Origin of the sequence: Serratia sp. 2C06, assembly GCF_050037615.1 — a bacterium.
GTDB lineage: Bacteria > Pseudomonadota > Gammaproteobacteria > Enterobacterales > Enterobacteriaceae > Serratia > Serratia ureilytica.
Window position 1 is genome coordinate 3,067,731 of the sequence record NZ_CP188299.1, and the last position, 12,345, is coordinate 3,080,075.

The window sequence follows — 12,345 nt, forward strand, 5'->3', positions numbered from 1 at the left end:
TTGACCTAGGCTATAGCGGTAGGTCATTGTCTGCGTAATTTTTTTTAAGCTCGTAATTAATCACTGAAACGGGTAAGGTTCGCTCCCGTTTCAGGGTGATTGGCGCGCGTTTTTTGCTCTGTTTTGCCAAAAAAACGCCGGTTTATGCAAAGTTGCCGCGGCTCGATCATCGAAACGTGATTGTCATCAAACATTGCGCAGGCTATTTATTTTACTCTGCGTAATAAATTCAAGGGGTGCTCAGACACCCTGAATTGCAGGGGTTTTTCTCCCCCCCTTGCAGCGCGACCAATCGCGACAAGAAGTAGCAAAGCATTATTACTCAGGAGCACACTCAACTATGTTCAAGAACGCATTTGCAAACCTGCAAAAAGTAGGTAAATCGCTAATGCTGCCGGTGTCCGTGTTGCCTATCGCAGGTATCCTGCTGGGCGTCGGTTCCGCCAACTTTAGCTGGCTACCTGCGGTAGTCTCCCACGTGATGGCGGAAGCGGGCGGTTCGGTCTTCGCCAACATGCCGCTGATTTTCGCCATCGGCGTCGCCTTGGGCTTCACCAACAACGACGGCGTTTCCGCGCTGGCGGCGGTGGTGGCTTACGGCATCATGGTGAAAACCATGGCGGTGGTTGCGCCGCTGGTGCTGCACTTGCCGGCTGAAGAAATTGCGGCCAAACACCTGGCGGATACCGGTGTGCTCGGGGGGATTATCTCCGGCGCCATCGCGGCCTATATGTTTAACCGCTTCTTCCGCATTCAACTGCCGGAATACCTGGGCTTCTTTGCCGGTAAGCGTTTCGTGCCGATCATTTCCGGTCTGGCGGCGATCGTTCTGGGCGTAGTGCTGTCCTTCATCTGGCCGCCGATCGGTACGGCTATCCAGACCTTCTCGCAGTGGGCGGCTTATCAGAACCCGGTCGTGGCCTTCGGCATCTACGGCGTGGTTGAGCGTGCTCTGGTGCCGTTCGGTCTGCACCACATTTGGAACGTCCCGTTCCAAATGCAAATTGGCGAGTTCACCAACGCGGCGGGCCAGGTATTCCACGGTGATATCCCTCGCTACATGGCGGGCGACCCGACCGCGGGCAAACTGTCCGGCGGCTTCCTGTTCAAAATGTACGGTCTGCCTGCTGCGGCCATCGCCATCTGGCACTCGGCCAAGCCGGAAAACCGCGCGAAAGTCGGCGGCATCATGATCTCCGCCGCGCTGACCTCGTTCCTGACCGGTATCACCGAGCCGATCGAGTTCTCCTTCATGTTCGTCGCGCCGATCCTGTACGTGATCCACGCTATCCTGGCCGGCCTGGCGTTCCCAATCTGCATCCTGTTGGGCATGCGTGACGGTACCAGCTTCTCGCACGGCCTGATCGACTTTATCGTACTGAGCGGCAACAGCAGCAAAATCTGGCTGTTCCCAATCGTCGGCATCATCTACGGTCTGGTGTACTACACCATCTTCCGCGTGCTGATCGCCAAGCTGGATCTGAAAACGCCGGGCCGTGAAGACACCGCTGCCGAGCAGACTGCGCAGGGCGGTTCCGAAATGTCCGCCGCGCTGGTTCAGGCCTTCGGCGGTAAAGAAAACATCACTAACCTGGATGCTTGCATCACCCGTCTGCGCGTCAGCGTGGCCGACGTGTCCAAAGTCGACCAGGCGGGCCTGAAGAAACTGGGCGCAGCCGGCGTAGTCGTCGCTGGCTCCGGTGTGCAGGCCATCTTCGGCACCAAGTCCGACAACCTGAAAACCGATATGGACGAATACATCCGTAATCACTGATTCAGGCAGGGGAGTTATCAAGGGAGGCGAAAGCCTCCCTTTTTTGTTGCCTGTCGTCAGGCGCTAAGGCGCTGTTCGAGTTCGGCGAGAGAAGGAAGGAACCAGACCTGTTCGCCGCGGTTGGCTTCGCGCACGAAATCTTGCAGCGCGTTGCTTTTCGCCAGCCAGGGGGTGATATCGCCTAGCAGCGCCACGCGCAGGCGGTAGTTGATGAATTTCTGCAATACGGCGCCGGCAATGCCGCTTCTGAGCTGGAAAAAGGTGGCGTCCAGGCGGTTGACGGGGAGGGCAATCATCCCGGCCTCATGTTCAAAGGCGGGCGCGATAAACAGGCTGACGTCGTTTTCGTCTTTCAACATCGGCCCGGCTTCGGCGAAAACCACCAGGCACAGATCATGGATTTGCTGCACGGCGTAGCTCATCGGTGCTCCGGGATTCAGGGGTTGGCATGTTTTTGCAGGTATTGTTCGAACACCGCCAGCGTTTCGTCCGAGATATGGTGTTCAATCCCTTCGCTGTCCAGCTCGGCGGTTTCGCTCGGCACCCCGAGGCACATCAGCAGATCGACCACGATGCGGTGACGGCGGCGCACCTTCTGCGCCAGCTGTTCGCCTTCCTCGGTTAAAAACACCCCGCGATAAGGGCGCGACTCCACCAGCCCGGCGCTTTTGAGCCGTGCGATATTTTTGATCGCCGTCGGGTGAGAGACGCCGAAGCGGCGCGCGATATCGGTGGTTCTGGCTTCGCGGGTGCTTTGCAGCAAATCGGCGATCAGCTCAACGTAATCTTCGATCAGCGCATTGGACTGCGCTTCGCGGGCGCGGCTAAAACGCAGGGCGTGCTCGGCCTCGTCCGGCATGTCGGTCTGGGCGTGGCGGTCGGCGTTATCTGGCGCGCGGGTAACCATAGCGTAGGGCGTCCTGTAAGAATAAAAAAGGCGTCTCCCGGCAATGCGGGGAGGGTTGCCCTAAGTTAGTCCAAATAGCACACATTATCAATTCGATGCCATGCATTGTGGTAGTTAGAAATATCTCTACACAAAGCCCATTAATTTCGCCTGTTGCATAAAGTGTAGCCGATGCTACATTGTCAGCATGATCGGTGGAAAAATAACCAGTAAAAGATTAAGGGTACTTCATGCGAGACGCGGCAACCCCCTCATCGTTAACCGAACGGACCAACATCGCGATTGGCGCCGCCCTTGCCGGGCGCAAGCGCGGCGCCTTTACGCCGCTGCTGTTCGCCGGCCCGGCGGTGATTGCCTCTATTGCCTATATGGACCCCGGTAACTTCGCCACCAACATCCAGGCCGGGGCGAAATACGGCTATAGCCTGCTGTGGGTGGTGGTGATGGCCAACCTGATCGCCATGCTGTTCCAGGCGCTGTCGGCCAAACTGGGCATCGTCACCAACCGCAATCTGGCGGAGATGTGCCGCGACCAGTTTTCACGGCCGGTGGTGATCGGCATGTGGCTACTCAGCGAAGTGGCGGCGATGGCCACCGATCTGGCGGAGTTTCTCGGCGGGGCGATCGCGCTGGCGCTGCTGTTCCACATGCCGCTGCTGGCGGGCATGGGGGTGACGGCGGTGATCACCTATGCGCTGCTGATGGTGGAGAAAAAAGGTTTTCGTCCGGTTGAGCTGATGATCGGCGGCCTGGTGGGCATCATCGCGCTGTGCTACCTGGTGGAAATGTTCATCGTGCCGGTGGATTGGCAGGCGGCCGGCATCGGTATGGTGACGCCGCAGTTGCCGGATGCCCAAGCGCTGACCATCGCCGTCGGCATTATCGGCGCCACCGTGATGCCGCACGCCATTTTCCTGCACTCGGGGCTGACCCAGCACCGCAGCCCGGCCAGCGACAACGGCGAGCGGCGCAAGCTGCTGCGTTTTTCCAATATTGAAGTGGTGATCGCGCTGGCGCTGGCCGGGCTGGTGAATATTGCGATGGTGATCATGGCCTCGAGCGCCTTCCACGCCGGTAACAGCGACGTGGCCGAAATTGGCACCGCCTACCATACGCTGACGCCGCTGTTCGGCGCGGCGGCGGCCGGCATCTTCCTGGCTTCGCTGATCGCCTCCGGTATTTCCAGCTCGGTGGTGGGCACCATGGCCGGGCAAATGATCATGCAGGGCTTCGTCGGTTTCCGTATCCCGGTGTGGGTGCGCCGTCTGGTCACCATGGTGCCGGCGTTCATCGTGGTGGCGATGGGCGTCAACGCCACCGACGCGCTGGTCTACAGCCAGGTGGTGTTGAGTCTGGCGCTGCCGGCGCCGATGATTGCGCTGGTAATGTTCACTCGCCGCCGCGACATCATGGGCGAGTTCGCCAACGGCCGCTGGACCAGCCTGGCGGCGGTGGTCGGCACGGTGGTGATTGTGCTGCTCAACGTGGTGTTGCTGCTGCAGACTTTCGGCGTCGATATCCCCGGGTTGGGATGAGCTGCGCGATCAGTGCCCGGCGGATTTACCGGCGAACAGTTCGCTGATGAAGTCGACGAAAACCCGAATTTTATGGCTGCGATCCCGCAGGCGCGGATAGAGAATATTGATCGGCGCCCCAGGGGGCGCCCACTCCTGCAGTATCGGTTCCAGTTCGCCCGCCTTCAGATAGTTTTCCAGCGTGCAGTCCAGCAAGTAAACCAGACCGAGATGGTTCCTGGCCACCTCACACAGCGATTGTGAATGGTTGAAGCTCAACAGCGGGCTGGGCGCCAGACGGTAGCGCTCGTCACCACGAATGAACTGCCAGTCGTCCGCCGCCGCCGCGCCTGAACGGATAAATCCCAGCCGCTGATGGCGTTGCAACTGCTCCGGGTGTTCCGGCCGGCCGTGGCGCGCAAAATAATCGGGAGACGCACAGCACAGATAACGGGGTTGCAGCAATGGGCGGCTGACCATCTCGGGGATGTTGCCGGCGCCGATGCGAATAAACACGTCGGCGCGATCTTCCGCCGGATTGACCAAGCGATCGCTGACCGACACGCTGAGCTGCAACTCTGGGTATTGCGCCAAAAAAGCCGGGAGCGCCGGGGCGATATGCATGCTGCTGAGCATCGAGGCTATCTCGACCCGCAGCGGTCCTCGTGGTTGTTCAAAATCGCACGACATGTCGTTTTTCAGCCGGTCAAACTGCTGCAGAATTTCTTGCGCGGTGTGATAGCAACGCTCCCCGGCGCTGGTCAGCGAGAAGCGCCGGGTTGAACGCTTGAACAGGCGTTGCCCGAACTGTTTTTCAAGCTGATTGATGCTGTATGTGACGCTGGCCGGGGAGAGCCCCATTTTGGTTGCCGCTTGGCTGAACCCCTCCATTTCCACCACCTGGCAGAATACGCGCAGCGCGTGCAGTTCATTCATGTTAACGGCTTCCATTATTTAAATTATTAAAAGAGTATTTTTAAATATGCCGGCTGTCAATTTAACGCGGCATTGGATAATTTATTTCCAGCGTTTTTATTTATCTGAAATCGCATCCTGTATTGCCATAATGAAATAACGCCTGAGAGGATATTTATATGAAAAAATTAACTGTCGTATTGTTATTGGCGGGCGTGGGCTTGTGCGGCCAAAGTTATGCCGCAAGCAGCGAGGCCGCATCGCAAAGTTACAGGGTTTCCGCTGAGGCGGGCGTCGCGGCCGAGCAGAAGGCGGTGTATAACCTGATAAACCGCTACCAGGCAGCGCTTAACGCCGGCGATACGCAAACAATTTTGTCACTTTTTGCCCCGGAAAGTTACTCGCAATGGAACGAAAAACCGACGGCGGACAGCAATGAAAAACGCCGACAACAATATGACAATTTATTTAAAAACGAGAAATTTGAAACCGAGTTTGCTTATGACAGCATCAGTGTGAACGGGAATATGGCCTATGTGCGCACGCACCATCATCGCGGCGCGACGGTAACCCGAATAAGCGACGGAGCCACCTTGATCGATTTAAACCGTGAAGTATTTGTATTGGAGAAACAGCAGGGCCAGTGGAAGATCGTGGTCTACACCTTTAATACCAACCCGATTCAAGGGGTGAGTTGAGTGACACTGACAAAGGCCGCGCAAGCGGCCTTATTGTGTCGCGCGACGGCTAAAGATTCCCCACGCCGCCGTCCATCTGCAGCTCCGCGCCGACCATAAAGGCCGACTCATCCGCCGCCAGAAACACCGCCGCTTTGGCCAGCTCCAACGCGCTGCCCATGCGGCCGATCGGCACCAGCGCGCGGATATCGTCGCGCAAGGCCCGCTCATCCGCTTCCGCCAGCCCCAGCTTACCCAGCGCCGGGGTTTCGGTCGGGCCGGGGCTGAGGCCGTTGACGCGAATGCCGCGCGCGTGCAGCTCGCCGGAGAGCGTTCTGGCCAAAGACAACAAACCGGCTTTGCTGGCGGCGTAGGCGCTGCTCTGCGGCAGGCCGATATGGGCGCTGACCGAACCGCACAGGATCACTGAAGAAGGGTTGGCCAGCAGCGGCAGCAGCGCCTGGATCAGAAAGAACGGCCCCTTCAGGTTGATGTCCATCAGCCGCTGGTAGCTCTGCTCATCCCACTCCTGCAGCGGGCGATGCGTGACGTCGCCGGCGTTAACGTACAGCACGTCCAGCCGCGGCCACCGTTGCTCCAACTGCTGCGCCAGCGCGCGCTGCTGTGGGATGTCGCCGGCGTCGCTCAGCAGCAGCAGCGCGTTGCCTGCCAATGCCTGGCCCGCCGCGTCCAAGGCGCGTTGGCTGCGGCCGGTGATCGCCACCGTTGCGCCCTCGGCGATGAATTGGCGGGCGGTTTCCAGCCCGATGCCGCTGGTGCCGCCGGTAATCAATGCGTATTTGCCTTGCAGTCGTGACATAACCGATTCCTCTTTAGCGTCTGTTGCGGCATTATTTGCGCTATAGTTCCTTTTGCATAGTAGGCACCTTTTGGATACTAAAGGACGAGGAGGGATGAAATGACGACGCAAGCGCCTTTAACGGCGGAAAATAATTTGTCGGCGCTGCCGACGGCGGGCGAACCCTGCCCGATGGTGGACTTCGTCAATCTGGTGTCGGGCAAATGGGCGATACCCATCCTGTACCGGCTGATCATAATCGATGGCCCGGTGCGATTCAGCGAGCTGCAGCGGGCGGTGGCGCCCATCGCGCAAAAAGAGCTGACGCGCCAGCTGCGGCTGTTCGAACAACGCGGTCTGGTGACGCGGCAGGTGTATCCCGAAGTGCCGCCGCGGGTGGAGTATCAGGTCACTGCGCTGGGCAAATCGCTGCGGCCGACGCTGGACTCGTTGGCCGAGTGGATGCGTCGGCATGCCCCGCAGCTGATCGGCGGTTAGTCGCCGATGCCCGGCGGGTTGATGGTTGAACGCTCGACCTTTTCGTCGCCTTCGCCCCAGCGTTCCAGCACCTGCGCGTATTCGCCGCTGACGATCGCGCCATTGATCGCGGCGTTGACGGCGTTCACCAATCCGTTGCCTTTTTTGGTGGTGACCGCGACGTAGGCCACGTTGGGGCCGATGCCGACCATTTTGGTTTTGCCGGTCAGCGCCGCCTTGTAGGCGCCGGTGGAGTGGGGGCCGAAGAACGCATCGGCGCGCCCGGACTGAATGCTGAGGTTGGTGGCGGCGTCGTCGGTCACGTAGATCGGCTGTACCGGCGGCAGCCCGGCGGCGCGATTCTGCTTATCCCATCCCAGCAGAATGTTTTCCTGATTGGTGCCGGATCCGACGATGATCCGCAGCCCGGCCACGTCCTGCGGGCGATTGATCGCGGTGATGTGGCTGGTGGATTTGACGTAAAAGCCCAGCGTGTCCACCCGGTAAGTGGCGAAGTCGAATTTGGTTTTACGCTGTTTGGTGACGGCGATGTTGAAGATCGCCGCATCGTATTTGCCCGCACTGATGCCCAAGGGCCAATCTTCCCAGGAGGTGGGCACCAGATTCAGCTCCAGCCCGAGGCTGTCGGCCACCAGGCGGGCGATGTCCGGATCGCTACCGATCAGCGTTTTATTGTCTTCGGCGAACAGCGCCAGCGGCGGGGAGTTCTCGAATGCTACCGCCACCGTCAGCTTGCCGGGCACCGCGAAGTGAAAGTTCGCCGGGATCAGCGCGATAGCCGCCGGGTTTTTCTCCGCGCGTATCGGCTCTCGGTTAGCCTGCAGGTCGATACCGCCCGTCGTGGCCGCCTGCACGGCGGCGCTCAGCAACAGCGCGCACAGCGCCGCAATCTTCAGTGGCATAGTACCCTCTATCCTTTGTTAATCATGGGGTTACTATTGGCGGCGGTGCGGGGCAAGTAAAGCAACAATAGTGAATAACCAAAGTGAAAAGATGCACAAGCGGGGCGACGGCCTGCGCGAATCTGCAGCACTCGACGTGGAAAGTGCGCAATCAGGTTGAAAGCAGTAGAATTTGTCACTCATACTGCGTACAGCTAATTGTGTAAAACAAGGAACGCCAGATGGCCGAAGAAACGATTTTCAGTAAAATTATCCGCCGCGAAATCCCTGCTGATGTGGTTTACCAGGATGAACTGGTCACCGCTTTCCGTGACATCTCCCCCCAGGCGCCTACCCATGTGCTGATCGTTCCCAACGTGCTGATCCCAACCGTCAACGACGTGACCGTGGAGCATGAGGCCGCATTGGGCCGCATGATCACCGCCGCGGCGAAAATCGCCGAACAGGAAGGCATCGCCGAGGACGGCTACCGCCTGATCGTCAACTGCAACCGCCACGCCGGTCAGGAGGTCTATCATATTCATATGCACCTGGTCGGTGGCCGCTCGCTGGGGCCGCTGCTGTCACGTTAAGCGAGGAAATCATGCGCGGTAAAAAAACTCTGCGTTGTCTGATGGCGTTGGCGCTGCCCGCCGCGTTGCTGATGGGGTGCAGTTCGCCATCCGGCATCGCGGTTAACCGGGGGCAAACGGTGGTGATGGATCCTTCGGTGCTGACCGCCGGCATTTTTGCCGATACGCCCTCTGTCTCGAACGCTTCCGGGCGGGTGATGGCGACTTCGGTGCTCAATAACAGCCAACCGACGCCGGTCACCGTGCATTATCGTTTCTATTGGTACGACGCGCAGGGGCTGGATATTCGCCCCTTCGAGAAACCGCGTGAGATCGTCGTGGCGCCTAACTCGGACGCCAAAATCTACTCGATTAACGGTAATCTGGAAGCTAAAAGCGCGCGTCTGTATCTGTACCTGTAAGCGCTTGCCAGGTTTGGAGAAAAAGCATGAAAAAGTACGTCTTAGTGGCGCTGGCCGCATTCACCCTGAGCGGCTGTCTGTCGCGCCCGCCTGAGCCGGATCAGCCGTTGCCGCCGGTCACCGTCGAACCGGAACAGCCGACGCCGCCGGTCGAGCAACCGCAGCCGCCAACCACCGAGCCGGTGCCGCAGCCGCCGAAAATCCAGCAGCTCGACTGGCTGGGCAGCGTTCAGCCGCTGGTGAATCAGATGCTGAAGGCCGATGGCGTCACGGCCGGCAGCGTGCTGCTGCTGGACAGCGTCAAGAACAACACCAACGGCTCGCTGCAGATGGGCAAAGCCACCGCGGCGCTGTATAAGGCGCTGGCATCGAACTCCACCTTTAGCGTGGTGCCGGAAGCGAAGCTGACGAGCGCCAGACAAACGCTGGGCCTGTCGGCGGATGACAGCTTCGGCTCGCGCAGCAAGGCGATTGGCCTGGCGCGCATCGTCGGCGCGCAGTACGTGTTGTACAGCGACGTCAGCGGCGACGTGAAGTCGCCGGCGTTGGATATGCAGCTGATGCTGGTGCAAACCGGCGAGATCGTCTGGTCGGGCAATGGCGCCGTTAAACGCTGAGGCCGCGCTGCGACAATTGATGGAAACCAGACTGCCGGCGGTGAATACCGCCGGTTGTCATTTCAGCCCGGTGCAGGGGCTGACCGGCGAGAGCTGGCGCATCGACGGATCGGGCATTACGCTGCTGGCGCGGCAAAACAGCGCGGAGAAACGCGCGCTAGGCGTGAGCAGACGGCGGGAAGCGCAGGTCTTGCGTCGCTGCGCGTCGGGGCTGGGGCCACGGGTTTTCGCGCAGAATAATCAGTGGCTTGTCCTCGAATGGCTCGAAGGTGACATCGTCACAGAAGCTGAGTTTGACATGCTGAATCAACGCGGCGAGCTGGCGGCGATGGCGACGACGCTGCACCGGCGGCCGCTCAGCGGTTACCGGCTGGATCTGCGGCGGCAGTTCCTCCGCTACTGGCAGCAGCTGGATACGCGGCGTTTAACCCCCGCCTGGCTGCGTTGGCAGCGTCATTTCTTACGCTGCGCGCCGCCGCGGCCATTACGCCTGGCGCCGCTGCACATGGACATCCACCCGGGCAATTTGCTCGCGACCGGCGAGGGGCTGCGACTTATCGACTGGGAGTATGCCGCCGACGGCGATGTGGCGTTGGATATCGCCGCGCTGTTTCGCGGCAACGGCTGGGCGGCTGAGCCGCAGCAGCGCTTTTTGCAGCACTACGCGCGTCAGGGCTATCACGACGTCGCCCGGCTGCAGGCGCAGGTGCAGCGCTGGCTGCCGTGGGTGGATTATCTGATGCTGCTGTGGTTTGAAGTGCGCTGGCAGCAGAGCGGCGACGTTGAATTTTTGCGCTGGGGCGCGGCGCTGCGCCGGCAATTCTGTTTATCATCATCCGAATTCTGAACGAACAATATGAAGTGAGGTGCCCGTGGGCCCAGTAATGCTAGATGTCGCCGGCTACGAGCTGGATGCAGAAGAACGCGAGATTCTGAAACACCCGCTGGTTGGCGGATTGATCCTGTTTACCCGCAATTTCCACGATGCGGAGCAGCTGCGTGAGCTGGTGCGCCAGATCCGCGCCGCTTCGCACGATCGGCTGGTGGTGGCCGTGGATCAGGAGGGCGGGCGCGTGCAGCGCTTCCGCGAAGGCTTCACCCGCTTGCCGGCGGCGCAATCGTTCGCCGCCTTGAACGATGCGCAAGAAGGTGGCCGCCTGGCGCAGGAGGCCGGCTGGCTGATGGCGGCGGAGATGATCGCGCAGGATATCGACATCAGCTTTGCGCCGGTGCTGGACATCGGCCATGCCAGCGCGGCGATCGGCGAGCGTTCGTTCCACAGCGATCCGCAGCAGGCGTTGGCGATGGCGGAGCGCTTTATCCTCGGCATGCACAGTGCCGGCATGAAAACCACCGGTAAGCACTTCCCGGGGCACGGCGCCGTCAGCGCCGATTCGCACAAGGAAACCCCGCGCGATCCGCGACCGCTGGCGCAGATCCGCGAGCATGACATGGCGATCTTCCGCGAGCTGATCAATCGTCAATTGCTGGACGCCGTCATGCCGGCTCACGTCATCTATACTGAAGCGGACCCGCGTCCGGCCAGCGGCTCGCCGTACTGGCTGCAGCAGATCCTGCGTCAGGAGCTGGGCTTCGACGGCGTGATTTTCTCCGACGATCTGTCGATGGAAGGCGCCGCCATCATGGGCAGCTATGCCGAACGCGGCCAGGCGGCGCTGGATGCCGGTTGCGACATGATCCTGGTGTGCAACCACCGCGCAGGCGCGGTCAGCGTGTTGGATAACCTGTCCCCGGTCAAAGCAGAGAAGGTGAAGCGGTTATATCATCGCGGTCAGTTCACCCGTCAGGAACTGCGCGACTCCGAGCGCTGGCAGCAGGCGCACAAGGCGCTCAGCGCGCTGAGCGAACGCTGGGAGGAGCACAAGCAGCGTTCGCAAGGGTGAATCCAGGCGCCGCATCGCGGCGCAGAGCGGAAATGATGAGGGCCGCGCCCGCGGCCCTTGGCTTGTTGCGAGGATCCACATGATTATCTATTTGCACGGCTTCGATTCCACCAGCCCCGGCAATCATGAAAAGGTGTTACAGCTGCAGTTTATCGATCCGGATGTGCGCTTTATCAGCTACAGCACGCTACACCCGCGTCACGACATGCAGCATCTGTTGAAAGAGGTGGACAAGGCGGTGCAGCAGGGCGGCGATGCGCACCCGTTGATCTGCGGGGTCGGCCTCGGCGGCTTCTGGGCGGAGCGCATCGGCTTCCTGTGCGGCATTCGCCAGGCGATGTTCAATCCCAACCTGTACCCGGAAGAGCACATGCACGGCAAGATAGACCGGCCGGAAGAGTATCGCGATATCGCCACCAAGTGCGTGGAGGATTTCCGCGAGAAAAACCGCGATCGCTGTCTGGTGGTGCTGTCGCGCCACGACGAGGTGCTGGATAACCGGCGCAGCGCCGAATTGCTGCATCACTACTACGAGATCGTGTGGGATGAACAGCAGACGCACAAGTTCAAAAACATCTCGCCGCATCTGCAGCGGCTCAAGGCGTTCAAGGCGCTGGGTTAACAGTTTCATAACGCTGCCGCGAGCCGCGCTCCCCGTTTTTCACCGACGGAAAGTGCGGCTTTTTTGTGCGCCAAAGCCAGATTTTGCGTGGCAATCGGCAAAATTTAAAACTGTGACTCAGCGCTAACTATTTGAATCGCAATCCCCAAAAAATGCCCTCGTCCAGCCTTTAACCAAAAAAAATTGATGTACGTCAATTTTGGTATGACCAAATAACCTCACATGCTATTCTGGCTGCAGAGA

General features: G+C 59.9%; 15 protein-coding genes. 10 read left to right on the forward strand and 5 right to left on the reverse strand.

What is annotated here, in order from left to right:
• Positions 1 to 340: 340 nt before the first annotated feature.
• Complete coding sequence (gene ptsG / locus ACP3TA_RS15110) at positions 341 to 1,774, forward strand: PTS glucose transporter subunit IIBC (RefSeq protein ID WP_019455831.1); 1,434 nt, start codon at positions 341 to 343, stop codon at positions 1,772 to 1,774.
• A gap of 56 nt (positions 1,775 to 1,830) precedes the next feature.
• Here the strand turns inward: ptsG and ACP3TA_RS15115 are convergent, their stop codons facing one another.
• On the reverse strand, positions 1,831 to 2,196 hold the full coding sequence (locus tag ACP3TA_RS15115) for a DUF4180 domain-containing protein (protein ID WP_046686859.1): 366 nt from the start codon (positions 2,194 to 2,196) through the stop codon (positions 1,831 to 1,833).
• Between the two features lie 14 nt (positions 2,197 to 2,210).
• Positions 2,211 to 2,681 carry a manganese-binding transcriptional regulator MntR gene (mntR, locus tag ACP3TA_RS15120; protein WP_198809320.1) on the reverse strand — a complete coding sequence of 157 codons (471 nt, stop codon included), beginning with the start codon at positions 2,679 to 2,681 and terminating at the stop codon, positions 2,211 to 2,213.
• Between the two features lie 230 nt (positions 2,682 to 2,911).
• On the opposite strand from mntR, the gene ACP3TA_RS15125 reads away from it, so the two are divergent.
• The gene (locus tag ACP3TA_RS15125) at positions 2,912 to 4,216 is read left to right on the forward strand and encodes an Nramp family divalent metal transporter (protein ID WP_033642695.1); all 1,305 of its coding nucleotides are present in this window, start codon (positions 2,912 to 2,914) and stop codon (positions 4,214 to 4,216) included.
• Between the two features lie 9 nt (positions 4,217 to 4,225).
• Here ACP3TA_RS15125 and ACP3TA_RS15130 read toward each other — a convergent pair whose 3' ends face one another.
• Positions 4,226 to 5,131 (reverse strand): LysR family transcriptional regulator, encoded by a 906-nt coding sequence (locus ACP3TA_RS15130; protein WP_033642696.1) that lies wholly within the window; start codon positions 5,129 to 5,131, stop codon positions 4,226 to 4,228.
• 158 nt (positions 5,132 to 5,289) lie between these two features.
• On the opposite strand from ACP3TA_RS15130, the gene ACP3TA_RS15135 reads away from it, so the two are divergent.
• Positions 5,290 to 5,808 (forward strand): YybH family protein, encoded by a 519-nt coding sequence (locus ACP3TA_RS15135; RefSeq protein ID WP_069100828.1) that lies wholly within the window; start codon positions 5,290 to 5,292, stop codon positions 5,806 to 5,808.
• 49 nt (positions 5,809 to 5,857) lie between these two features.
• On the opposite strand, the gene ACP3TA_RS15140 is transcribed toward ACP3TA_RS15135, so the two are convergent.
• Positions 5,858 to 6,607, reverse strand: coding sequence for an SDR family oxidoreductase (locus ACP3TA_RS15140; RefSeq protein ID WP_060659656.1), 750 nt, complete (start codon positions 6,605 to 6,607; stop codon positions 5,858 to 5,860).
• 99 nt (positions 6,608 to 6,706) lie between these two features.
• Here ACP3TA_RS15140 and ACP3TA_RS15145 point away from each other — a divergent pair, with 99 nt between their 5' ends.
• Positions 6,707 to 7,084: a winged helix-turn-helix transcriptional regulator gene (locus ACP3TA_RS15145; protein WP_080273385.1), complete on the forward strand. Its 378-nt coding sequence runs from the start codon at positions 6,707 to 6,709 to the stop codon at positions 7,082 to 7,084.
• On the opposite strand, the gene ACP3TA_RS15150 is transcribed toward ACP3TA_RS15145, so the two are convergent.
• A complete protein-coding gene (locus ACP3TA_RS15150; protein WP_033650750.1) occupies positions 7,081 to 7,986 on the reverse strand; it encodes a transporter substrate-binding domain-containing protein in 906 nt (301 codons plus the stop codon). The genes ACP3TA_RS15145 and ACP3TA_RS15150 overlap by 4 nt on opposite strands.
• Positions 7,987 to 8,207: 221 nt before the next feature.
• On the opposite strand from ACP3TA_RS15150, the gene hinT reads away from it, so the two are divergent.
• The 6 genes from hinT (at position 8,208) to ycfP (ending at position 12,102) form a co-directional block, all read left to right on the forward strand.
• Entirely contained in the window at positions 8,208 to 8,558 is a 351-nt protein-coding gene (gene hinT / locus ACP3TA_RS15155; protein ID WP_004928776.1) for a purine nucleoside phosphoramidase, read from the forward strand.
• Between the two features lie 11 nt (positions 8,559 to 8,569).
• Complete coding sequence (locus ACP3TA_RS15160) at positions 8,570 to 8,959, forward strand: YcfL family protein (protein ID WP_025302428.1); 390 nt, start codon at positions 8,570 to 8,572, stop codon at positions 8,957 to 8,959.
• Positions 8,960 to 8,985: 26 nt separating this feature from the next.
• Positions 8,986 to 9,576, forward strand: coding sequence for a penicillin-binding protein activator LpoB (gene lpoB / locus ACP3TA_RS15165; protein ID WP_025302429.1), 591 nt, complete (start codon positions 8,986 to 8,988; stop codon positions 9,574 to 9,576).
• On the forward strand, positions 9,557 to 10,423 hold the full coding sequence (thiK, locus tag ACP3TA_RS15170) for a thiamine kinase (RefSeq protein ID WP_033650751.1): 867 nt from the start codon (positions 9,557 to 9,559) through the stop codon (positions 10,421 to 10,423). Before lpoB ends, thiK begins: the two co-directional genes overlap by 20 nt.
• Positions 10,424 to 10,460: 37 nt before the next feature.
• A complete protein-coding gene (gene nagZ, locus ACP3TA_RS15175; RefSeq protein ID WP_046686865.1) occupies positions 10,461 to 11,480 on the forward strand; it encodes a beta-N-acetylhexosaminidase in 1,020 nt (339 codons plus the stop codon).
• A 79-nt stretch (positions 11,481 to 11,559) separates the two neighbouring features.
• Positions 11,560 to 12,102, forward strand: a complete 543-nt coding sequence (ycfP, locus tag ACP3TA_RS15180; protein WP_015377468.1) for an alpha/beta hydrolase YcfP — start codon at positions 11,560 to 11,562, stop codon at positions 12,100 to 12,102.
• Positions 12,103 to 12,345 lie beyond the last annotated feature (243 nt).